Consider the following 22,909-nt stretch of genomic DNA (forward strand, 5'->3'; position numbering starts at 1 on the left):
TTCCTTTCTCTGTCTGAGTGTGTCTCAACGTCGGCTCTGTGTTAGAGTCACTATTAATCAAACTCAAATTGATAGAGCAGATCCACAGCGCTACTCACACCAGAGACCGCCTCTAAATAAAGATCCTGCATTAAGCGGTAACGCACCGTAAACTCGCCCACCGAGTCAAAAATGCCGACCCCATATTTAACCTGCAAGCCAGGGAGAATATAACCACTCACCGTGACCTGAGAGTCATCACCCGAGCCCGCGGTATCCAACTGCAGATCCTGAACGCCAAAGGCTTCGCCAATTTCGCCCACCACTTTGCCGCTTTTCGCTAGGCTCAAACCAATGAGTGTGGTGGTCATCGCGTTGCCGCCTGCTTCGCCATCAATGTCTTGACCACGCAATAGATAGGATAGCGCATTCGCTTGCGGCATGGCGGGGTCAGAGAAGATGGTGACCGATGGCTCATCGGCCGGTCCAGTCACTTTGACCCCGGCCGTCACGTCGTCTTGGGTGTTATCGGGATTTCGAATCGCTGTGATCTGCACATAGGGCTGATCCACTGGCCCATTCATCAAAATCTTACCTTCACTGATGATCAAATCTTGACCAAAGGAGCGATACGAACCATCGACAATGTTGATTTCACCTTGGACAAACGGACCTTTGTCTTTTTGCGCCACATTCAAGTTACCTTTCAGTCCGCCTTCAAGCCCAAACGCCACTAGCTTGAAGTCATCGCCAATGCTGATATTAATATTGGTTTCGAGATTAAACGGCACTTCGGTGGCGTTCTCAACAGGTTGGAGATCTTTATCAAGTAACACTTGATCGTCTGAGACGCCAATGGCACTCGGCGGTAGCTCTTCGACGATAATACGCCCCCAAGGCAGATGAATGCTTCCATCCACGCGCGCCAATTTAGGCGAGGCCGATATCGTCATATCCGGCTGCACTTTCAGCGCCACCATAGGCGGCACATTGACCAGCAGCTCTTCAGCGTACACTCGCAGTTGCGCGTTCCAGTTACTTAGCTCACGCCACTCGGCTTCACCGGAGAGTTCCAAATCGCCATCTGGCGTGGTCAATTTTGCCGCGAGCAGCGCATCATAACCGTTGAGTTCGAGGCTCACTCGACCTGAATCCACTTCTACCGGAGAGAGCTCCCCTTTCAGCGACATCTTATCGATCAGCAGTTGCCCCTCGACTTTCGGTTGCGTTACCGCACCGCTGATGGCGAGATCGGTACTGATGGTCGATTTTAGCTCACTAAAATCGCCGATTAATGGCGCAAGAAAATCAATGTGGAACGGAGTTAACTCGAGCTTGGCGTCGATCTTGGGGTTGGCGTCCAATACGTTAGGGAGACTCACTTGGCCAGAAAGGTCGCCATTGTCGCGCACATCAATCAGCCAGTCGGCATCCAAACGGTTATTTGCTAGCGCGGCCTCCAGTGTCACCGCATGCCACGCCAAGGTGACATTTTCTTCGAGCTTTTGCGTCACTTGACCGGCAGGCATCGACACCGAGGCTTTTACTTCAGGCGGTGTCTCTGGCGACCATTTCGCCCACACATTAGCATTCACTTCAGCTTTGAGCTGAGTGGTGGGTGGGATAAAGGCATGCAGTTGATTGACATTAAACTGCGACAAAGAGAGCGCGGCTTCACCGCTTTCCCCCACTTGAATATCCTCATCCAAACACAACGCGGAATCCGACTGCAGCCAACAGTGCGCCGCAACCATCACTTGGTTACGCTCAGCGTCAAAGCCCAGTGCGGTGGTGTCAGCCAGCATCCATTCGCCCTGCAGGGTGGAGAACGATACCTCTTCTAGTTCGCCCTGCCACTTCAGCTGCGGCTCTAACGTCAATGCACCACGCAAGTCGATATGGCTCGTCACCAACTCAGATAGCAGATCTAAGCTGAGCTTATGTTGCTGTTGCGAGCCAGAAAAGGTCAGTGCGACACTCTCAATCTGCTCGCCTTGAACCGTCGCCTGCTTAACATTCAATTGCAGATCGCCTTGCGGCACAGGCAGTGGGGTCACCTTGCCCTTGATGCTCGCGCTGCCAATTTGCGCTAAGGTTTGCCAGGCTAATCGGTTGGCGTTGATGTCTAGCCCTAAGGTTGGCTCAGTCATCGCTCCGCTCAGCGCCACTTGCCCCAAAATCTGACCTTTGAGATCAGGCACTGTTTTCGAAAGTTGTGGCAAGGTCAATGTCAGTAACATATCCCACTGCTTATCCAACTCGCCCTGTGCGGCAATCTTGTTAGGGCCATGAGAGAGCACTAAGCCCGACGTTTTAGCGCGAACATTGCCATCTCCTGCCGCGTCCGACGCCTCGATATCACCAGCAATATTAAGCGGATAGCCACGCAATAGACCATCAATGTTGAGGTCGGTGCGTTCCACACGCCAACCGCCTTGGGCCGTCAGACCGCCTGCGGTTTCAAGCGTGCCACTGATGTCACCTTCCGCTTGAGGCCACTGCAAACCCGGTTGGATATGGCTAAGGGCTAAGTTTGCGCCCCAACTCACTTGCTCTTGCCACCCCGCACGCAGTGATCCCTCAACTTCACCGCCTAACGTTTTGAGCAGAAAGTCGGTCAATTCAATCTGACCTATATCCCCCTGCCCTTTAAGCGCCAGGTCGAGCTCTGGAATGCTTTCTCCGCTCAACACCCCTTGCAGATTGAGGTGAAAACCTTGCAACGAGCCCTGGGCAGAAAACTCTGGCAACACCACACGATAATCCGACTCCCCGCTGAGCGGCCAGCTGGCATCAACATCACGCAGGTGAAGCTCAAACGGTAAATCGGGATCTAAGCTCGCTAAATGCGCTTCAATTTGGCCCAGTGCCAAACCCGATAACTCGGCGTCCAATGCCAAGTCACGCACGCTGCCTTCAAGGTTAAGCGCAATAACTTGGCCATTAGCAATCGGGTCTTTCACCATAGCGTCAAGTGAAGCACTCAGCGGATAATCACCTTTTAAGGTGACATCGGCGCGTAAGTTGGCTTCTCCTTGTGGCATATCAAGCTCCAGCGTTGCCACCTGTATCCGCGATCCACGAGCGGTCGCTGAAAGCCCTAGGTGGTTGACCACCAGCGGTGTCTCTTGCTCTAGCCTAAAGTCGTTGATGTCTAAGCGAGAAAGTTGGATTTGCAGCGGCAGGGTAATGTCAGGCAAGACGATCGGTGAGGAGGCGTCACTGTCTGGCGCGGCGCTTTGAGCCTGTGGTGCTTGAGGATCACTCGGCGCCAATGCCACGCGAGTACCATCAAGCTGCGTTTTGCTCAACACCAGTCGGTTGCCTTGGAAGCTTATTCCAGAGGAGAAACGCTGCCACGCGATCTGGTTGCCCAAAATATCCAGATTGATATTGGACAGTGCAATGCGGCTGATTTGAATGGGTACAGGCGCGGTGATCGCCGTCAGTGGCTCACCCTCTTCCTCTGCGTCGGCAGACTCATCACTGCTCGGCAGCGTCGGCATGTGAAAGTCCAATCCATCCATCGCTATCTCATCAATACAGACCGACGGCTCAGTAAAACAGTTGGGATTGATCGCTAAAGTGAGTTTGTTGGCGGCAACATCAAGGGATAAATCCTCATCCACATAACGCACTTGATGGAGACTAAAGCGCGGAAAAAGAGCCCCACTGTGCCCTTCGATCGTTAACTGCGGCACAAACGCATTCGCCGCCCAAACCAAGACATTGAGCCCAGGATTGGTAAACAGGATGACCCCGACAAGCACCAGCAGCGCAGTAAGTAGCCCTGTCGTCAGTACCGTTAGCCATTTTGTCCAAGTGAGAATGCGCTTTTTCATAGATCAGGCCCCAGAGTAAAGTGGACACGGAACTCATCACCCGGATCCGCATCCAATCCCCAAGCAAAATCCAGTCTCACAGGCCCAACCGGAGACGCCCAGCGAACGCCAAAACCCGTCCCCCGTTTGAAATCGGGTGTGTCATTAAAGGCATCACCGTAGTCGAAAAACAGCGCGCCCCACCAGTTGCCGTGCACGCGATATTGATACTCTAAAGTGGAGGTAGCAATGTACTTGGCACCGGTCAGGGCGCCACTTTCATCCACCGGAGAGACCGACTCATACCCGTAGCCGCGCAGATTATTGTCACCACCGGCAAAGAAACGCAGTGACGGCGACAGCTTGTCAAACTCTTCGGCGATGTTCGCCCCGCCATCAACACGGAAAATACCGCGATGGTTCTGGCCAATGCCACGAATCCAGGTGGTGCCGCCCATAATGCGCGTCACACGCGTTTCGGAAATCACGCTCGGGTCGCCATACTCTATGGTGACGCTTTGTCTGTCCCCCCACATCGGCATAGTGCCGCCACGAACACGACTGCGTGAGAAGGAGATACCCGGTAGAAGGAAGTGTCCGGTATCGTCTTGCAAGCCTTGCTCGTAACTTTCGAGCAAATAGCGAACATACACGGTTCGGTGCCAGCCGCTGTCAAACACCCAATGGCGTTCAACAGATAAGTTGGACTCGAGACTTTGCGTGTCCCGCTGGTCGAGGTTTTTCATCCCATACTGAATGCGGTAGTACTCATTGAGCGCGTCTTGCAGCGGTATTTTATAGCCAGCGGTGATGGTCTGCTCTGGAATCGACAAAGAGAAACTGCTGTCAAAGCTGTGGCCCTTATCGTTCACCCAAGGCTTTTTCCATTTGAGCGTGCCACGCACGCCCACATCGGTCGAGTAGCCAATACCCGTCTCGATTTGATTGCGCGCTTGTGGGGCGAGTGACACTTTCATCGGCAGCTCACGAGTTTGACCTAGGTAACTCAGATCAGGCTCGACAAACACCGATGAAAACCAATCGGTATTGGAGAGATTTTGGTTGTATTCCCCCACTTTGGAGACCAAATAGGGCTCGCCCTCTTCATAGGGGGATAAGGACGCCACACGGTCCTCGCGGATTTGACTGCCGTTAATGGTATTTCGACCAAACGCATAGCGCATGCCGCTATCATAGTAGAGGCGGATAAAGGCTTGATTCAACTCAGGCGCAATCTCAAGGCGGCTGACTTGATAATCGCCTTCAAAGTAGCCTTTGCGCAGCGCTAAATTGCGAATCCCAGATTTCAGCGCGTCGTATTGGCTGTGATTGAGCCTGGCACCTTCGACCAAACCGCTTTGGGCAATCAAGGCGTTGAAGTCGGCATCATTGGCCGCTTCACCGGCGATTTGGATATCGACTTTCTCAATCAAGATTGGCTCGCCGGGCTGCACCGTAACGCTCAGCTCTGTGCTCTCTTTTCCGACTTGAAACGTAAACTCTGGGTGATAATAACCAAGCGCATTCAACGCCTCGGTGATGGTACGCTCGAGACGAGCTTGAAAGCGAAGACCGGTGCTGTATTCCTTTTCGGGGATCGAAGATAAATACGCCTCGACGTTATCTTCTAGCTCGCCGTCCAAACCAAGAATCGACAAAGAGACCTCTTGCGCGAGTGCCCCTGTAGAGAGAAAGAGCGTTAACAGTGCTGGTAAAGAGGTTCTTATCATGCTTAATTAGGTACCCAAACGTAATGACCAAAATAATAGCGCCAGTGAATTCATAAGTCTGTACGAAAACAGCAGATGAGCGGCTCTATTTTCAAATAACTGACAAAGGACAATTCAATGGCAGGCAAACAGACCATGATCGACCCCAATCTTGCCCTACCCGGTCGAGAAACACCAATGGTCATCAACCCTACTCACTTCGTCAATCAATCCAATATGACCGCGCCAGCGCCACAAGGTTGCGAGGAAGTCTTGATCGGCATGGGATGTTTCTGGGGCGCCGAACGCCTGTTTTGGCAACTTGATGGCGTGATCACCACCTCGGTCGGCTACTCCGGTGGTTTTACTCCCAACCCCACTTACGATGAAGTGTGTACCGGCAACACTGGCCACACTGAAGTGGTACGCGTAGTGTTTGATCCTAGCCGCTTAAGCTTTGACGCCTTATTGGAGAAATTCTGGGAGCGTCACGACCCGACTCAAGGCATGCGTCAAGGCAATGATATCGGCACTCAGTATCGCTCGGCACTCTACCTATTTAGCGATGAACAATACCAAACCGCCATCGCCTCAAAAGCGCGCTACGAAGCATTGCTCGGCGATCAGTTTGGCGCCATTACCACCGACATTTTACCCGCGGGTACCTACTATCTCGCCGAGGAGTACCACCAGCAATATTTAGCCAAAAACCCAGACGGCTATTGTGGACTAGGTGGAACGGGCGTCTGCTTTATCTAAGCGGCGAATTTTGCCTCATTCACATTTTCAAGGGTAGGAATAAGGACAATTCCTACCCTTTGTCTATTTAGGGTATATACTTTTTCCGCAACCATAAAAGGAAGAACATAATGAAAAACAAAACCCTACTCGCTCTCATGCTGGCTTGCTCTCCAGCGCTCTCCTTTGCACACAACCTGACGGTTGGCCAAGCCGTACCCGCGGTGGACGTCAGCAGTCACGGTGAAATTTTGCTTGATGGTGACCAAACCCGCTTTGCCCCTTGGTCATCGGCTGACCTGGTGGGCAAGGTCAGAGTGATCCAAGCGATCGCGGGTCGTAGCAGCGCCAAAGAGATGAACGCCCCACTGATGGCGGCCATTACGGCGGCAAAGTTTCCAGAGGATCAGTATCAAACGACCTCAATCATTAACCAAGATGATGCGATTTGGGGGACGGGCTCTTTCGTCAAATCCTCGGCTGAAGACAGCAAGCAGTCCTTTCCTTGGTCTTCCATGGTGTTAGATGAAGAAGGGGCAGTGGCCAACGCATGGGCACTGGCAGAGAAATCGTCGGCGATCATAGTGCAAGACAAGCAAGGCCAAGTACTGTTTGTCAAAGAAGGCACTCTCTCTGAGACTGAGATTGAGACGGTACTCAATCTTGTGCGTGACAATCTGTAATACAGTTTCGATTGTTCGGCTGACAGGAGTTGTTATATTATAACAGCTCCTGTTTGCTTTTGATGATGTGCCGATAATGCGATTGTTCTTCTCGACGCCACACCGAACTCTGATCGTGTTCACCACGATCTTGCTGACCTTATGGCTCAGCTTCGCGTCTGTGGAACACGCCTTAGATCATCACCCTGATCACCACGCCCATCATCAATGCGAGCTGTTTCTCGCTTTGCATCACGGCATCATGGCCGCGCTGCTTATCGTTGTCCTGTTACCCAGCCGCTTTTCGGTATTGACGGCGCTGCCTCGTTACTCTCGTCAACTCGGCACCTTTGCGTACCTAGCTCGCTCGCCACCCACCTTAGGTTCATGCACCTTTTAACGCCCGATGTTGGGCAAACCTTTAATGAATCATCACAGGAATTAACATGAACACATTCACACCAATCGCACTGGGTATGACGCTTGCTTTCTCAACCACCACCTTTGCCGAAGAGACATTTCGTCAGCACGATGCCCACGTCCATGGTCAAGTGGAGTTTAATATTGCCCAAGATGGCAAAGAGCTATTGATCGAAATCACCGCTCCCGGCGCCGATGTCGTCGGTTTTGAACACGCACCAAGCACCGATGAGCAAAAAGAGACGCTAAGCCGCGCCGTCACCACACTCAACGATGCAAGCACCATTTTCACGCTGGCCTCACAGGCCAACTGTCGCCTAGAGCATCGCTCTGTCTCTCATACACTCGGTGAAGAGGGCCACGATGACCACGATCATGATTCACACGACCACGACAGCCATGACCATGATAAGCACGATCATGACTCACACGACCATGACAGCCATGACCATGATAAGCACGATCATGACTCACACGACCACGACAGCCATGACCACGATAAACACGATCATGACTCACACGATCACGAGTCGCACGGTGGTCACGGTGAATTCACCATCGAGTACCACTATGAGTGTGAAAGCATTCAAGCGCTTAACAGCATCGACACGCAATGGTTTAACCACTTCCCATCAACGGAAGCGATCAGCGTGAACCTCTTGACCGATCAAACGCAAGCCGCATTGAAACTCGGTCAAGGTCAAACTCGTATTGCATTTTAATCGTTGATGTTTAAGCATTAACCCTCATTCGCGGCCCAACTGTTGGGCCGCCCCTTCAAGCTCAAGGACTCTTCATGGCGACAAAAGAAGCGCATCCCGTTGTCGAGTTAAACCAAGTAAATTACACCTGGCCTGGCAACAGTGAGCCAACATTAGTCATCCCATCGTTAACCGTGAATCGCGGCGAACATCTGTTTATCAAAGGCCCAAGTGGCTGCGGGAAATCAACTCTGCTTGGCTTACTCACTGGCATCAATAGCACCTCAAATGGTCAAGTTCGAGTGCTTGGCCATGATCTGTCTGCCCTTTCAGGCAGTGCTCGTGACCGTTTTCGCGCCGACCAAATAGGCTACATCTTCCAGCAGTTCAATTTGCTGCCCTATTTGAGCGTACTGGAAAATGTCATGCTGCCGTGCCAGTTTTCAGCGCTAAGACGCAGCCAAGTAACCCCATCATTGCAAGAGAACGCCAAACAGCTATTGGATAAATTACGTCTGCCACAGGCACTGATCAATAAACCTGTGGTTGAACTGAGCATTGGTCAGCAGCAACGCGTCGCGGCCGCTAGAGCCTTGATCGGTCAGCCACAAATCATTATCGCTGATGAGCCGACCTCTGCGCTCGATTACAACAACCGCAGCGCTTTTATTGAACTGTTGCTTGAGCAAGTCAACCAAGCCAACTCTACCCTGCTGTTTGTGAGTCATGACCCGACCTTGGAAGCGCAGTTTGATCGCACGCTCGATTTACAACAGATCAATCAAGCAGGAGCCCAGGTATGACCCCGACTCTCAGCCTTGCGTTTAAAAGTGTACGCAACCGAAAAATGACGGCCATCTTGACCATTTTGACCGTGGCCATTTCCGTCGTGCTGCTACTGGGTGTCGAGCGAATTCGAACCCAAGCCAAATCCAGCTTTGCCAATACCATTTCAGGCACAGATTTGATTGTTGGTGGACGCTCTGGGCAGGTCAATCTGCTGCTCTACTCCGTGTTTCGAATTGGCAACGCGACCAATAATATCGATTGGCAAAGTTACAAAGAATTTAGCCAACATCGCGCGGTCGACTGGGCCATTCCTATCTCGCTAGGTGACTCGCACCGAGGTTTTCGCGTGATGGGCACCAACCACAGCTATTTTGAACACTATCGATACGGACAAAAGCAGCCGCTGGTCATCAAGCAAGGGCGCGAGTTTGAATCTTTACTGGAAGCGGTGATTGGCGCCGATGTGGCCAAAGAACTGGGCTATAAAGTCGGTGAAGAGATCATCATTGCGCATGGCATTAGTGATGTGGCGTTTAACCGTCATGAGAATGCCCCTTTTACTGTCGTCGGTATTTTAGCGCCCACCGGCACACCCGTAGACAAAACGGTGCATGTCTCGCTAGAGGCGATTGAAGCCATTCATGTGGGGTGGGAAAGCGGCGCCAATATGGGCAACAACCCAGACGCGGATCAGTTGGCCAGCATGGACTTCCAGCCGAAACAAATCACTGCGATGCTGATCGGGCTAAAGTCTAAAATTCAGACCTTCAGCTTGCAGCGTGCCATCAACACCTACCCGAAAGAGCCGCTCAGCGCGATCATGCCGGGGATCGCTCTGCATGAGTTGTGGAGCATGATGTCAGTCGCCGAACAAGCGCTGATGGCCGTCTCTGGCTTTGTGGTGGTCGCCGGGTTATTGGGGATGCTGTCGAGCCTGTTAACCAGCCTACAAGAGCGCCGCCGAGAGATGGCGATTCTCCGCGCGATGGGCGCAAGACCGCGCCATGTCTTTAGTTTGCTGATTTTAGAAGCCAGTACGCTGACCTTCATCGGCATCTTAACCGGCACCGCTTTCTTGTATCTCGCGCTCGCCATTGCCGCGCCGATTATCCAACAAAGCTATGGCATCAACCTACAAATGCAGATATTGTCCCAGTATGAACTGATGCTACTTGGTGCTGTTCAACTGGCGGGAACCGTCATTGGCTTTATTCCCGCGTTGCGCGCCTACAGGCAATCTCTCAGTGATGGAATGACAATTAGAGTGTAATTATGACCAAAATAGTTTCTATATTTATGCTGGCAATAAGCATGGTAATGACCAGCTTTTTCAGCCACGCCTCGGAGCCATTAACCTTAGAGTGGATCGATCTCGTACCAGAGAATGAACGCAACCAGTTTGACTCATTCGGCATGCCGGATCCGAACGTAGACCACTCAGGTGGCACGATGGAGCAATCAAAGATTGGTGGCGTGCGCCAAGATCTTAACGGCAGCACAGTGCGAATCCCTGGCTTTGTCATTCCTTTAGAAGGAGATGCAGAGAAGGTCACCGAATTCTTGCTTGTACCTTACTTTGGTGCCTGTATTCACGTACCGCCACCGCCACCAAACCAGATCATTTACGTGAAGTTCCCTCAAGGGGCACCAGTGCAACAGCTGTGGGACGTGATTTATGTGGTCGGTACGCTCAAGACAGAAACCATGAGTCATGAGTTGGCCGAAACGGGTTACCTGATTGAAGGCACCGCGATTACTGAGTACGACGATCAGTAACCCCTCGAATCCATTAACAATAAAGCAACCTGTTAAACGCCCAGCTTAGGTCAGATATCGAGAGAGATACGCTAGGATCCCGAGATAAGTCAGGAGTAAAAAGGCGATTAGCAGGTGCTTTTTCAGTTTTTCATCACTTGAAAACTTCATAAAGCCCTCCAAAACAATAGCAACAATTTTAACAACTTATTATCATTCGTGATAGTGATATTTTTATAATCTTATTCGGATAAGCATCACACTCTATGGCGGGTAGCATCCGGCATCGCTGTGCAATATGATTTAATAACGATATGACTGCTAAGGAATATCATCATGTCTGAGCCAAATAAGCCGGTTGTGATTGAGCACGACGCTACCCACACCGATAAGCAAGAAAAAAAGTCCAGCTACGTCAAAGACAGCGCCAGCCGTATCCTCACCATCGCCCAGCAATATGGGTTGGATGCCATGCTGCAAGCGCAAACACCGGAAAAAACGGCACTCGAACGCGCTTTGTTGCGCGAGCGTAAACGCAAAGAGCTCAGACAGAAAAACCTTGAGCAGATCCTAAAGCTTGCTCACACCTCATGTAAGAACGAAACCGCAGGCGATCCTGACCAAGATTGGTTGTATCGATTCTTCGATATGGCGCAAGAGGTGCACAACAGCGCTATGCAACGTTTGTGGGCTCAGGTGCTGAAGCGTGAAGTCACCAACCCTGGCTCCACGTCGATGAAAGCCCTAAAAGTGCTGCAAGATATGACGCCCAAAGAGGCGCAGATCTTACAACGCGCATCCTCACTGGCGTGCAGTTTTGGCGGAGACAACAGCCGCAAGCTCTTGATCGGTTACCGCGCCCAAGGGGGCATTTTTAGTTTTGGCAAGCGAAATACCACCAACAACATCAATGTCGGCAACTTCCAACTCCCCTATTCGAGTTTATTGGTATTGTTTGAACTGGGGCTAATGCACTCAGCAGAGCTCGAATCGGGCGAGATTGAGCTCGACTCACCACTGGCGTTGACCTACCAAGGCAAACAACTCTTGTTGCAAGCGCACAGCAAAGGCGTGAGACTGCTCTACTACCGTTTTAGCCCTACCGGCAACGAGCTGTGCAAACTGCTAGGGAATAAGCCCAATACCCAGTATTACGATCAGCTGTTGGCGCTCCTCAATCAGAAATTTAGCGCCAATACCGACGCGTCAAACTCCTCGATTCACCACACGGTGTAGTGGCCGACAAACAAAATCAAACGACAAAAAAACGCCAGCGACATCGCTGGCGTTTTCATACTTGGCGGTCAACAGCCGATCATTACGCTTTCAGTGCTTTGAACGCGTTGATCAAGCCATTGGTCGAGCTATCGTGAGAGCTCACTGGCGCGTCATCGCCGAGTTCAGGTAGGATCTGGTTCGCCAACTGTTTACCGAGCTCCACCCCCCATTGGTCGAAGCTGAAGATGTTCCAAATCACGCCTTGAACAAAGATCTTGTGCTCGTACATCGCAATCAATTGACCCAATGTGCGTGGAGTGATCTGCTTAACCAAGATGGAGTTCGTTGGGCGGTTACCTTCAAACACTTTGAATGGCACCAGGGCTTCCACTTCCTGCTCCGTTTTGCCTGCCGCCAAGAACTCCGCTTTCACTGTCTCTGCAGATTTACCAAACGCAAGTGCTTCAGTCTGAGCAAAGAAGTTCGACATCAATTTCTGATGGTGATCACCGGTTGGGTTGTGGCTCAACGCTGGCGCAATGAAGTCCGATGGGATCAACTTAGTGCCTTGGTGAATCAACTGGTAGAACGCGTGCTGACCATTGGTTCCTGGCTCACCCCAAATGATAGGGCCCGTTTGGTAAGTCACAGCATCACCGTTGCGATCGACAAACTTACCGTTGGATTCCATGTTACCTTGCTGGAAGTACGCCGCGAAGCGGTGCATATACTGATCGTATGGCAAGATCGCTTCCGACTCTGCGCCGTGGAAGTTGTTGTACCAAATACCGATCAACGCCATGATCACTGGAATGTTGCTCTCAAGCTCTGTCGACTTGAAGTGGTTGTCCATCTCATGAGCACCGGTCAGTAGCTCGATGAAGTTGTCGTAGCCGACACCCAATACAATCGACAAACCGATCGCAGACCACAGTGAGTAACGACCGCCGACCCAATCCCAGAACTCAAACATGTTGTCGGTATCAATACCGAACTCAGACACCGCGCTAGCGTTAGTCGACAAGGCCGCAAAGTGCTTAGCTACGTGCGCTTCATCACCGGCTGATGCTAAGAACCAATCACGAGCGGAGTGCGCATTGGTCATGGTTTCTTGCGTGGTGAAGGTTTTCGATGCCACAAGGAAGAGTGTGGTTTCTGGGTTTACTTTCTTCAACGTTTCAGCGATGTGAGTGCCGTCAACGTTAGAGACAAAGTGCATGTTGAGGTGTGTTTTGTACGGCGCGAGCGCTTCAGTCACCATGTATGGGCCTAGGTCAGAGCCGCCGATACCAATGTTCACGACATCGGTGATGGCTTTGCCTGTGTAGCCTTTCCACTCACCGCCAATCACACGCTCAGAGAACGATTTCATCTTCTCTAGAACCGCGTTCACCGCTGGCATCACATCTTCACCATTGACCATAATTGGCGTGTTGCTGCGATTACGCAACGCCACGTGCAGAACGCTGCGGCCTTCAGTTTGGTTGATGGTGTCACCACTGAACATGGCCTCAATCGCGGACGCCAGATCCGTTTCTTGTGCCAAAGCAAACAGGTGCTTTAACGTCTCTTCATTGATGAGGTTTTTTGAGTAGTCGACAAGCATATCGTCGCCAAAGCGAGTCGAAAATTTGTCAAAGCGCGCTGGGTCTTGTGCGAAGAGCGCTTTAAGATCCATATCTTGTGCGGATTCAAAATGTGCGGTGAGTGCTTTCCAAGCGGATGTCTGCGTTGGATTGATAGTTTTCAACATGGTCGTTATCCCGATGTTACAGTCCGTTTTTATTCCATTCAGTCTAGCGAAAACTGGTGGAATCCCCGAATTTGAAAATGAAGAATAATTGTAATTTTTTTTCAGTTGCTCATTATGACCTAGGGTACCCTCACTCTCTTTGAGTTAGGTCACGTTACCCGCTTCAAAACCGAGCAACTGCGTCGTTGCACGTGGAATAATAGCATTGATTTTGGTGATGCTGCACCGTTGATCACTGCACTAACCCTAAGCAATTTTGCCAGCGGGTTTGTCTAGATAAGGAGTCTCTATGTGGTCTCAGGCCCAAGTACAATTGCGCGCGAAACCGCGCGGGTTTCATCTCATTACCGATGAAATTGAGCAACAATTGCCACAAATTCAATCGATTTCTGTCGGTTTATTACAGCTGTTCATCCAACATACGTCCGCAAGTCTTACCCTCAATGAGAACGCCGATCCTACCGTGCGCAGCGATATGGAAGCGCACTTTAATCACTTTGTGCCACAAAACGCGCCTTACTACCGTCATACTTATGAAGGTGATGATGATATGCCCGCGCACATTAAAGCATCGATTCTCGGCGCCAGTGTCATGATTCCGATTCGACAAGGTCGATTGGCACTAGGAACGTGGCAGGGGATTTATCTGGGTGAACACCGAGACAACGGTGGGAAACGAACTATTATTGCCACCCTACAAGGAGAGTAGAGCCCATCGGTGTGATTAGAACGGCTGATTGATCATCACGCGAAACGTGCCTTCTTCCGCTCCTTTCGCGATTTCGGCGCGAACGACCACGCCTTCAACCTGAAGCCTCACTGCTCCGCCAAGGTTCCACTGCATATCTGAGTGGAGCGTGGCTAAATCAAACTCATCAGCCACACGACCGGCTTCGGCAAACAGTACCCACTGCCACCAAGGCAGATCGTAATAATTAAGAACGGGCACACTCTCTAGCGGCTGCCAATCGGGTAAGACACGATACTCCATCGAGTAGTGCAGCGCCGAGCGACCGTGATACCGCCCTGCGGTAAAGCCTCGTAGGCGATATAAACCGCCAAGTCGCGCCTGAAGTTGCTCTGGCGGTCTCGCACAACCCTCACAGGCATCCCAGGTGGGCGTGTCTGCGGCATAGACATCAAACGCCAGCACTTGCTGATCAAACCAACTGCCCAAAGGGCCAAGGGCAACATACTGGCTGCTCTGCGCTTCCCACTTTATCCAGCTATCGCTAAGGCGCTGCTCTGTGCCCATGCTGACCGTGAACGCCGAGTGTGAGCCTTTGGTTGGGTTGCGGACACTGTCTCTATTATCCCAATCTAGGCTCACCTCAACGCCAGTGGCTTTCTCTGCTTGCGTGTAGACATCCAATTGACGCTCTGAGTAAAACGGCGTCACGCTGATGGAAGTGACGCCAGAGTCGTAAGGTGAGGCGGTGCTGACCGGACGTGACGGCGCAAACACACCACTCATGCCTTGCTGTGAAACCAGCCCCCAAGGGAGCAAATATTTAAACTCGAATTGGTAGTTCTGCTCATCACCGTTGGTGATGGTGCTGCCCCCCGTAGGCGACGCATTGCTACCCTGCTCTCCAAGGTAATAAGGGTTGTCATTAAAGCGCGCTTGGTACATCTGCGTACTGACCAGCCAATGAGAGGAGAGTGCGTAATTGAACGCCGCAACATAACCAAGATAACTGGCTTTATCAGAGTACAACCCCATGCCAAAGAGCACGGTTTGCGGTTGCCCTACGCCTTTCGCCACCCCAGCAACACCGAAGGTATTACCGAGCGTTTCGGTACTAAAATAAAAGGGCAGAAACGCAGAATCTTTCTCGCCACTGTGGCAAAAGGTAGCGATAAAAAAGCTGGCCACTAGGGCCAGCATTCGCAGTTTATTCATAGCTTTGCAGAGACTTCTGGTAATCCATCTCAACACGCGAAGTGAGCTTAGTCACCAGTTCATAGGCGATGGTGCCAATGTGGGACGCCACCTCTTCGGAGGGTAAATCTTGCCCCCAAAGAATCGCTTCATCACCCACTTTGTCTTGTGCGTCACCGCCAAGATCGACCGTTAGCATATCCATCGACACTCTACCGACAATCGGCACTCTGCGACCATTGACCAGCACAGGGGTGCCATTGGGCGCGGTTCTTGGGTAGCCATCGCCGTAACCAATCGCAATCACGCCGACTTTGGTGTCTTGCGCGCAAGTCCATGTGCCGCCGTAACCGACCTTTTCCCCTTGCTTCACATCTCGAACCGCAATGAGGTGAGATTTTAACGTCATCACTGGCTGATAGCCGAGATCCGCCGCACTTTGATCATTAAATGGCGACACGCCATACATGATGATGCCGGGTCTTACCCACTCTAACTGGCTCTCTGGCCAAGCCAGTAAACCCGCAGACGCGGCGAGAGAACGCTCACCTTCACAACCTTGCGTCAAAGAGAGAAACAGCTCGGTTTGCTCTTGCGTGGTGCTGCTTTCGAGCTCATCAGCGCAGCCAAAATGACTCATGTAACGCAGCGGCTTCGCCACATTCGGGCAGCGCTTCAAACGGGCAACAAACGTTTCGTATTGCTCTGGCCTGACACCTAAGCGATGCATACCGCTGTCGACTTTCAGCCAAACCACAACAGGAGTATCCAACTCGGCATCTTCTAATGCTTGAAGCTGCTCTTCACAGTGCACCACCGTTTGGATGTTGTTGGTGACTAATACAGGTAAATCCCCTGGTGAATAAAAGCCTTCGAGAAGGAGGATAGGTTTCACCACACCACAAGCGCGAAGCCCCAGCGCCTCTTCAATGCGCGCGACGCCAAACGCGTCCGCACCTTCAGCGTGCTTGGCAACGTGACGAAGTCCATGCCCGTATCCGTTCGCTTTCACCACGGCCATGATTTTGCTGCTCGGCGCTTGGTGTTTAATGCGAGCCAAATTGTGTTTCAGCGCATCCAAATTAATCGATGCGGTTGCCGCTTTCATGTAACTCATCGATTATTCATCATCCATATCAAACGCAGGACCCGCGTAATTGTCAAAGCGCGACCATTGACCTTGGAAGGTCAGTCGCACTGAACCAATCGGACCGTTACGCTGCTTACCCAAGATAATCTCTGCGGTCCCTTTCATCGGGCTATCTGGGTTGTACACCTCGTCACGGTAGATGAACATGATCAAGTCGGCGTCCTGCTCGATAGAGCCCGATTCACGCAGATCCGAGTTCACCGGACGTTTATCGGCTCGTTGCTCCAACGAACGGTTCAACTGAGACAGCGCCACCACAGGCACATTGAGCTCTTTAGCCAACGCTTTCAATGAGCGAGAAATCTCTGCAATTTCCAACGTCCGGTTATCCGACATCGCAGGGACGCGCATGAGCTGAAGGTAGTCGACCATGATCATCGACAGACCGCCATGATCGCGAGCCACACGACGAGCGCGCGAGCGCACTTCCGTCGGTGTCAAACCTGAGCTGTCATCGATGTACATGTTCTTCTTCTCCATGAGAATCCCCATGGTCGATGAGATACGCGCCCAGTCTTCATCATCCAACTGACCGGTACGAATTTTCGTTTGATCAACACGCGACAACGAGGCGAGCATACGCATCATGATCTGTTCCGCGGGCATCTCAAGAGAGAAGATCAGCACGGGCTTGTCTTGTTCCATCGCCGCGGTCTCACATAAGTTCATCGCAAAGGTGGTTTTACCCATCGATGGACGCGCTGCGACAATGACCAAATCAGAACCCTGTAGACCCGCGGTTTTCTTGTTGAGATCCGTAAAGCCCGTGTTGACGCCAGTCACCCCGTCTTGCGGCGTTTTGTACAACAGTTCGATACGTTCGAGGGTTTTTTCTAGAATGTTGTCGACGTTTTGCGGACCTTCATTCTCATTGGTGCGGGACTCGGCAATGGCAAATACTTTACTCTCAGCCAAGTCGAGCAGATCTTCTGAGCTGCGTCCTTGTGGATCGTAGCCGGCATCGGCAATCTCATTGGCAACACCGATCAAGTCGCGAACCAGTGCGCGCTCAGCCACAATGTCTGCGTACGCATTGATGTTCGCCGCACTCGGGGTGTTTTTGACTAAGTCCGCCAGATAAGCAAAGCCGCCTACTTCATCAAGCTGTTCGCGCTGCTCTAAAAATTCTGACAAGGTGATGAGATCAAGTGGCTTGTTGTCTTCCAAAATGGCTTGTACCGCTTGAAACACTAAACGGTGAGGTCGACTGTAGAAATCTTTGGCGACCACACGCTCAGAGACGGTATCCCAACGCTCGTTATCCAACAGCAAGCCACCAATGACCGACTGCTCGGCTTCTAATGAGTGCGGTGGGACTTTGATGGCATCGACTTGGGCGTCTCGTGGTTTAAGGTTCCGATTCTCTACTTTGCTCTGGGCCATGATTTCACTCAACAACTTGTTCCTGACCGGACATTATAACGAGAATCATCGCTATGTCTCCCGTTTCAAGCTAGGAACAACGATCCGATTTGAGTTTTGACTCCGCCCTGACCAAGTCTATACAAAGCCTGTTTATTATTGCGCCCTGTTATTTTTCGACCGAGAGGTACTGAGTGTCAAAACTTTGGTTATTGTGCGTGGGGTTAATAGGCTCGTCCTTGGCCTACGCAGATAGTACGGATCAAAGTGAAATGGATATCCAAGTACCTTCCCCCTGGGATACAGAGGTCGAGTTCGGCTATCAAGCACACAAGGGCAATTCCGACTCCGAATCGCTCAACTCTCGTTTAAGTGCCGAGTACATTAAAGGTCGCTACCGTACCAGCGGAGAGTGGAAATACTACCTGCTCTACAAAGATGGGACAGAAGACAAGCGGCAGTCCACCTACACTATGCAAGGTGACTATAAACTTGGGCCCAAGACCTACCTCTATTCGAGTTATAAAGGCGTCAACTCAAAGTACACCGCGTACTACAAAGATCACACGCTTTCGGGAGGGCTCGGTTATCAGTTATCAAACACGGATGACTTCTTGCTTGAAGTCGAAGTCGGTCCGGGTTATCGCTACCAAGAACCCAACCTTGATGAAATTGATGATGACGATATCATCTTTCCCAACATTGTGAGGGAAGCGATTTTTCGTGGCAACATCAACAGCAGTTGGCAAGTGCTTGAAAGCCTACGTCTCTCCGCGGACGTGACTTGGGTTAGCGGCCACAGTAACACCCGAACCGATACCGACATCAGTGTCACCAACAACATCACTGAGGATATTGCGCTTAAGCTCACTCATAACCGCCAATATCACGATAAGGTTCCAGAAGGGCTAAGCAAAGCTGATAGTATGTTTTCGGTCAACTTGCTGTTTGTGTTCTAAATGAAAGAAGAACCCTGAGCAAAATAGCAGACATAAAAAAACACCAGCCGAGGCTGGTGTTTTGCTATTCGTCTTAAGGCTGAATTACTCAGCTGGTACAACTTGTAGGTTGATAGCAGCAAATACTTCAGAGTGAAGTTGGATGCTGATTTCAAACTCACCAGTAGTACGTAGAGCACCTTCAGGTAGGCGAACTTCGCTCTTAGCTACTTCAACGCCAGCTGCAGTGATTGCATCAGCGATATCACGAGTACCGATAGAACCGAATAGTTTACCTTCGTCACCTGCTTTAGAAGCGATAACGACCGCTTCTAGTGCGTTCACTTTCTCAGCGCGAGCTTCTGCAGCAGCAAGTTGCTCAGCAACTTTTGCTTCTAGCTCAGCGCGACGAGCTTCGAACATCTCAACGTTAGTCTTAGTTGCCATAACTGCTTTACCTTGTGGGATAAGGAAGTTACGAGCGTAGCCAGATTTAACGTTTGCAGTGTCACCAAGACCACCTAGGTTACCGATTTTATCAAGTAGAATAACTTGCATTGCTTAATCCTCTTTCTTAATAAAACGACCGATTACTGATGCTTGTCAGTGTACGGAAGTAAAGCTAGGTAGCGTGAACGCTTAATAGCGCGAGCTAGTTGACGTTGGTATTTAGCGCTTGTACCAGTGATACGGCTAGGAACGATTTTACCAGCTTCAGTGATGTAGTTTTTAAGAGTTGCTACGTCTTTGTAATCAATCTCTTGTACGCCTTCTGCAGTGAAACGGCAGAATTTACGACGACGGAAGAAACGAGCCATGGGCTATCTCCTGATCTTAAATTTGAGTAATGTTGTCGGCATGTAACACTAATTTCCCAACGCCATTTCGGCCGGTTTGATAAGCGACAAAACCACTTACCTTAATGTTACTGCCTTGTACTAAATTCTGAGTCAATGCTTGTGACCTTTGCCCACTGATCACGACCGGTAGACGACAATAGACTTGTCTCGGTAGGTCAGCTTCAATCATGGTCGAGCGATGCTCTAACCAAAACCGACAGTGTTCAATACCACTTGGGCTTTTACTTCGAATGGGAGGCTTAGCAATGGTGCCACTGAGCTCCATTCGATTGGTCATAAGTGAAATTACTCAGCCGCTGCTTCTGGCTTAGCTTCAGCACGCTCTTCGCGACGAGGAGCACGCTCTTCTTTCTGCTTAAGCATGATAGATTGCTCAGTGATAGCCGCTTTAGTACGCATGATCATGTTACGTAGAACTGCATCGTTGAAACGGAAAGCAGTTTCTAGCTCATCAATAACAGCTTGATCAGCTTCCACGTTCATTAGAACGTAGTGAGCTTTGTGAAGCTTGTTGATTGGGTAAGCCAGTTGACGGCGACCCCAGTCTTCTAGACGGTGGATAGTACCGCCAGCTTCAGTGATTGAACCAGTGTAACGCTCGATCATGCCAGCAACTTGCTCGCTTTGATCTGGGTGCACCATGAATACGATTTCGTAATGACGCATGGGTTGCTCCTTACGGATTATTCAGCTTCCACAATTGGCTCAGTCGTCCAGAGGAAGCAAGGAACTAAAGATAATTGACTGAGATTTAAGGAGCCGGAATAGTACAGAAAGAAAGCAGTTTAAGCAAGAGAAAAGATGAGTTAGGTATGACAAACTTGGCTAGGTTGCCGAGTGTGCGTTGTAGGCAACGCATACACTCAGCTTCGGTAGTGACGTTAGTGAAACGTTAGTTAATCTTCATCAACAAATTGCGCTTGGAGATAGTTTTCGATACCGGTCATATCAATCAATCCAAGTTGCGTTTCAAGCCAATCCACGTGTTCTTCTTCATCTTCTAGGATTTCTTGGAACAGATCACGAGAGACGTAGTCTCGAATGTCTTCCGCATAGGCGATGGCGTCTTTCAAATCCGGTATGGCTATCAGCTCTAACTTCAGATCGCATTCGAGCATTTCTTTGGTGTCTTCCCCGATCATCAACTTACCCAGGTCTTGAAGATTAGGAATGCCCTCTAGAAATAAAATGCGCTCGATGAGATGGTCGGCGTGTTTCATCTCGTCGATAGACTCATGGTACTCTTTGTCTGCGAGGTGCTTTAGCCCCCAATCCTTGTACATACGAGCATGAAGAAAGTATTGGTTGATGGCAACGAGTTCATTGCCGAGAATTTTGTTGAGATGCTGGATAATAATTGGATCGCCTTTCATGACAGAAGCCCTCCTCTTTGGCTCTTTTAACTGTAGAACCAAATGAGAAGGTGTCAAAAAAGTCGACACATTTTTAGCTAGTGGATTAGCTAGCTTGTTTAAACAGATTCACTGCCGATTCGTTGATGATCTCTTTCGCCGTGCGCACACACTTACCACATTGGGTGCCTAAGGCTGTGCATTTCTTGATTCCTTTTATATCGGTCACGCCCTCTTCGACAACTAACTTGCGGATTTTTTTATCCGAGACGCCATGACACAAACAAACGAACATAATTTTACTACCTGACCTAACGACTTCTAGATTGAATATAAAAGAGAACCATTCTTATTACCAGTCTCAAATGAGTAAAATATAGATCGATTGGTTATAAAAGAAATGAGGAAATGTGGGTCTGATTCACTTAGCAGCGAAGCATTTTCAATGCCGCTAGTAAGCTAATGATCTAGCGATAAAAATAATAGCGACATCTCTTCTCGCCGATGTTTTTCTTATAACTCATCTCATTCGCTCGCCGTCAAAAAACGAAAAAGGGAAGCCTAAGCTTCCCTTTTTCTTGTCGCGCTTTCTTCACGAATGAAGAGAAGTGCTAGATCTCAATTAATTCGTCAGAATTAGTCGAAGATCTTAGCAACAACACCAGCACCAACTGTACGGCCACCTTCGCGGATTGCGAAACGTAGACCTTCGTCCATCGCGATTGGTGCGATTAGCTCTACAGTCATCTTGATGTTATCGCCTGGCATTACCATTTCTACGCCTTCAGGTAGCTCGATGTTACCTGTTACGTCAGTTGTACGGAAGTAGAACTGTGGACGGTAGCCTTTGAAGAATGGAGTGTGACGACCACCTTCATCTTTAGATAGTACGTATACTTCTGACTCGAACTTAGTGTGTGGAGTGATTGAACCAGGCTTAGCTAGTACTTGACCACGCTCAACTTCGTCACGCTTAGTACCACGTAGAAGTGCACCAACGTTCTCACCCGCACGACCTTCGTCTAGAAGCTTACGGAACATCTCAACACCAGTACATGTTGTAGTCGTCGTGTCTTTGATACCTACGATAGCAACTTCGTCACCTACGTTTAGGATACCACGCTCGATACGACCTGTTACTACTGTACCACGACCTTGGATTGAGAATACGTCTTCGATTGGCATTAGGAATGGCTGATCGATTGCACGCTCTGGCTCAGGAATGTAAGTGTCTAGCGCTTCTGCTAGCTCAACAATCTTCGCTTCCCACTGCTCTTCGCCGTTTAGCGCGCCTAGTGCAGAACCTTGGATTACTGGTAGGTCATCACCTGGGAAATCGTACTCAGATAGAAGTTCACGTACTTCCATTTCTACTAGTTCTAGTAGCTCTTCATCGTCAACCATGTCACATTTGTTCATGAATACGATGATGTAAGGAATACCAACCTGACGGCCTAGTAGGATGTGCTCACGAGTCTGTGGCATTGGGCCATCTGTCGCAGCTACAACTAGGATACCACCGTCCATCTGTGCAGCACCTGTGATCATGTTCTTAACATAATCCGCGTGTCCTGGACAGTCTACGTGTGCGTAGTGACGAGTTGGAGTGTCGTACTCTACGTGAGACGTTGCGATTGTGATACCGCGCTCACGCTCTTCTGGAGCGTTATCGATAGATGCGAAGTCTTTCGCTACACCGCCGTACACTTTAGCAAGAGTAGTACAGATAGCAGCAGTTAGAGTTGTTTTACCGTGGTCAACGTGGCCGATAGTACCAACGTTTACGTGCGGTTTTACACGTTCAAATTTTTCTTTAGACA

The 22,909-nt window shown here is 50.3% G+C and carries 23 protein-coding genes; 10 read left to right on the forward strand and 13 right to left on the reverse strand.

All coding sequences use genetic code 11. The annotated features are described in order from the left end of the window. Positions 1–53: 53 nt before the first annotated feature. Entirely contained in the window at positions 54–3,821 is a 3,768-nt protein-coding gene (gene tamB / locus AC6R1A_RS17965; RefSeq protein WP_500633122.1) for an autotransporter assembly complex protein TamB, read from the reverse strand. After that, positions 3,818–5,530 carry an autotransporter assembly complex protein TamA gene (gene tamA, locus AC6R1A_RS17970; protein ID WP_500633121.1) on the reverse strand — a complete coding sequence of 571 codons (1,713 nt, stop codon included), beginning with the start codon at positions 5,528–5,530 and terminating at the stop codon, positions 3,818–3,820. Before tamA ends, tamB begins: the two co-directional genes overlap by 4 nt. Before the next feature lie 117 nt (positions 5,531–5,647). Between tamA and msrA the strand changes: the two genes are divergently transcribed. From msrA to AC6R1A_RS18010, 8 genes are all read left to right on the forward strand, one after another. After that, entirely contained in the window at positions 5,648–6,268 is a 621-nt protein-coding gene (gene msrA / locus AC6R1A_RS17975; RefSeq protein ID WP_500631184.1) for a peptide-methionine (S)-S-oxide reductase MsrA, read from the forward strand. Positions 6,269–6,378: 110 nt separating this feature from the next. After that, positions 6,379–6,930, forward strand: a complete 552-nt coding sequence (locus AC6R1A_RS17980) for a YtfJ family protein (RefSeq protein WP_334555005.1) — start codon at positions 6,379–6,381, stop codon at positions 6,928–6,930. A 76-nt stretch (positions 6,931–7,006) separates the two neighbouring features. Beyond that, the gene (locus AC6R1A_RS17985; RefSeq protein ID WP_500633120.1) at positions 7,007–7,309 is read left to right on the forward strand and encodes a DUF2607 family protein; all 303 of its coding nucleotides are present in this window, start codon (positions 7,007–7,009) and stop codon (positions 7,307–7,309) included. 46 nt (positions 7,310–7,355) lie between these two features. Beyond that, a complete protein-coding gene (gene zrgA / locus AC6R1A_RS17990; RefSeq protein WP_500633119.1) occupies positions 7,356–8,051 on the forward strand; it encodes a zinc uptake protein ZrgA in 696 nt (231 codons plus the stop codon). 74 nt (positions 8,052–8,125) lie between these two features. Continuing rightward, on the forward strand, positions 8,126–8,833 hold the full coding sequence (locus tag AC6R1A_RS17995; protein ID WP_500629296.1) for an ABC transporter ATP-binding protein: 708 nt from the start codon (positions 8,126–8,128) through the stop codon (positions 8,831–8,833). After that, positions 8,830–10,089, forward strand: coding sequence for an ABC transporter permease (locus AC6R1A_RS18000; protein WP_500631179.1), 1,260 nt, complete (start codon positions 8,830–8,832; stop codon positions 10,087–10,089). The genes AC6R1A_RS17995 and AC6R1A_RS18000 overlap by 4 nt, the downstream gene beginning before the upstream one ends. Before the next feature lie 2 nt (positions 10,090–10,091). Beyond that, positions 10,092–10,595 (forward strand): DUF3299 domain-containing protein, encoded by a 504-nt coding sequence (locus AC6R1A_RS18005; protein ID WP_500631178.1) that lies wholly within the window; start codon positions 10,092–10,094, stop codon positions 10,593–10,595. Between the two features lie 315 nt (positions 10,596–10,910). After that, positions 10,911–11,810: a TIGR03899 family protein gene (locus tag AC6R1A_RS18010; protein WP_500630528.1), complete on the forward strand. Its 900-nt coding sequence runs from the start codon at positions 10,911–10,913 to the stop codon at positions 11,808–11,810. An 82-nt stretch (positions 11,811–11,892) separates the two neighbouring features. Here AC6R1A_RS18010 and pgi read toward each other — a convergent pair whose 3' ends face one another. Beyond that, positions 11,893–13,545 (reverse strand): glucose-6-phosphate isomerase, encoded by a 1,653-nt coding sequence (gene pgi, locus AC6R1A_RS18015; RefSeq protein WP_334554997.1) that lies wholly within the window; start codon positions 13,543–13,545, stop codon positions 11,893–11,895. Between the two features lie 289 nt (positions 13,546–13,834). Here pgi and AC6R1A_RS18020 point away from each other — a divergent pair, with 289 nt between their 5' ends. Continuing rightward, the gene (locus AC6R1A_RS18020; protein WP_500633118.1) at positions 13,835–14,254 is read left to right on the forward strand and encodes a secondary thiamine-phosphate synthase enzyme YjbQ; all 420 of its coding nucleotides are present in this window, start codon (positions 13,835–13,837) and stop codon (positions 14,252–14,254) included. 15 nt (positions 14,255–14,269) lie between these two features. Here the strand turns inward: AC6R1A_RS18020 and AC6R1A_RS18025 are convergent, their stop codons facing one another. From AC6R1A_RS18025 to AC6R1A_RS18035, 3 genes are read right to left on the reverse strand one after another with little or no spacing between them, the layout of a single operon-like run. Further along, complete coding sequence (locus tag AC6R1A_RS18025; RefSeq protein WP_500633117.1) at positions 14,270–15,448, reverse strand: BamA/TamA family outer membrane protein; 1,179 nt, start codon at positions 15,446–15,448, stop codon at positions 14,270–14,272. Further along, positions 15,441–16,535 (reverse strand): alanine racemase, encoded by a 1,095-nt coding sequence (alr, locus tag AC6R1A_RS18030; protein ID WP_487901822.1) that lies wholly within the window; start codon positions 16,533–16,535, stop codon positions 15,441–15,443. The genes AC6R1A_RS18025 and alr overlap by 8 nt, the downstream gene beginning before the upstream one ends. Before the next feature lie 12 nt (positions 16,536–16,547). Beyond that, positions 16,548–17,960 carry a replicative DNA helicase gene (locus tag AC6R1A_RS18035; RefSeq protein WP_500625640.1) on the reverse strand — a complete coding sequence of 471 codons (1,413 nt, stop codon included), beginning with the start codon at positions 17,958–17,960 and terminating at the stop codon, positions 16,548–16,550. Between the two features lie 173 nt (positions 17,961–18,133). Between AC6R1A_RS18035 and AC6R1A_RS18040 the strand changes: the two genes are divergently transcribed. Then, positions 18,134–18,898, forward strand: coding sequence for a DUF481 domain-containing protein (locus tag AC6R1A_RS18040; RefSeq protein ID WP_487901817.1), 765 nt, complete (start codon positions 18,134–18,136; stop codon positions 18,896–18,898). Between the two features lie 84 nt (positions 18,899–18,982). Here AC6R1A_RS18040 and rplI read toward each other — a convergent pair whose 3' ends face one another. From rplI to tuf, 7 genes are all read right to left on the reverse strand, one after another. Beyond that, complete coding sequence (rplI, locus tag AC6R1A_RS18045; protein WP_487901818.1) at positions 18,983–19,435, reverse strand: 50S ribosomal protein L9; 453 nt, start codon at positions 19,433–19,435, stop codon at positions 18,983–18,985. 32 nt (positions 19,436–19,467) lie between these two features. After that, positions 19,468–19,695, reverse strand: coding sequence for a 30S ribosomal protein S18 (gene rpsR, locus AC6R1A_RS18050; RefSeq protein ID WP_000090472.1), 228 nt, complete (start codon positions 19,693–19,695; stop codon positions 19,468–19,470). Positions 19,696–19,711: 16 nt separating this feature from the next. Then, entirely contained in the window at positions 19,712–20,014 is a 303-nt protein-coding gene (gene priB / locus AC6R1A_RS18055; protein ID WP_500629302.1) for a primosomal replication protein N, read from the reverse strand. 8 nt (positions 20,015–20,022) lie between these two features. Beyond that, entirely contained in the window at positions 20,023–20,403 is a 381-nt protein-coding gene (rpsF, locus tag AC6R1A_RS18060; RefSeq protein WP_004747103.1) for a 30S ribosomal protein S6, read from the reverse strand. Positions 20,404–20,633: 230 nt separating this feature from the next. Beyond that, positions 20,634–21,110, reverse strand: a complete 477-nt coding sequence (gene bfr, locus AC6R1A_RS18065) for a bacterioferritin (RefSeq protein ID WP_500629303.1) — start codon at positions 21,108–21,110, stop codon at positions 20,634–20,636. A gap of 85 nt (positions 21,111–21,195) precedes the next feature. Then, the gene (locus AC6R1A_RS18070; RefSeq protein WP_334554990.1) at positions 21,196–21,384 is read right to left on the reverse strand and encodes a (2Fe-2S)-binding protein; all 189 of its coding nucleotides are present in this window, start codon (positions 21,382–21,384) and stop codon (positions 21,196–21,198) included. 341 nt (positions 21,385–21,725) lie between these two features. Next, positions 21,726–22,909 (reverse strand): elongation factor Tu (tuf, locus tag AC6R1A_RS18075; protein ID WP_500646212.1); only part of this gene is annotated, 1,184 nt, incomplete at its 5' end.

It is taken from the genome of Vibrio sp. R10-SG3-ISO3, from assembly GCF_059834225.1.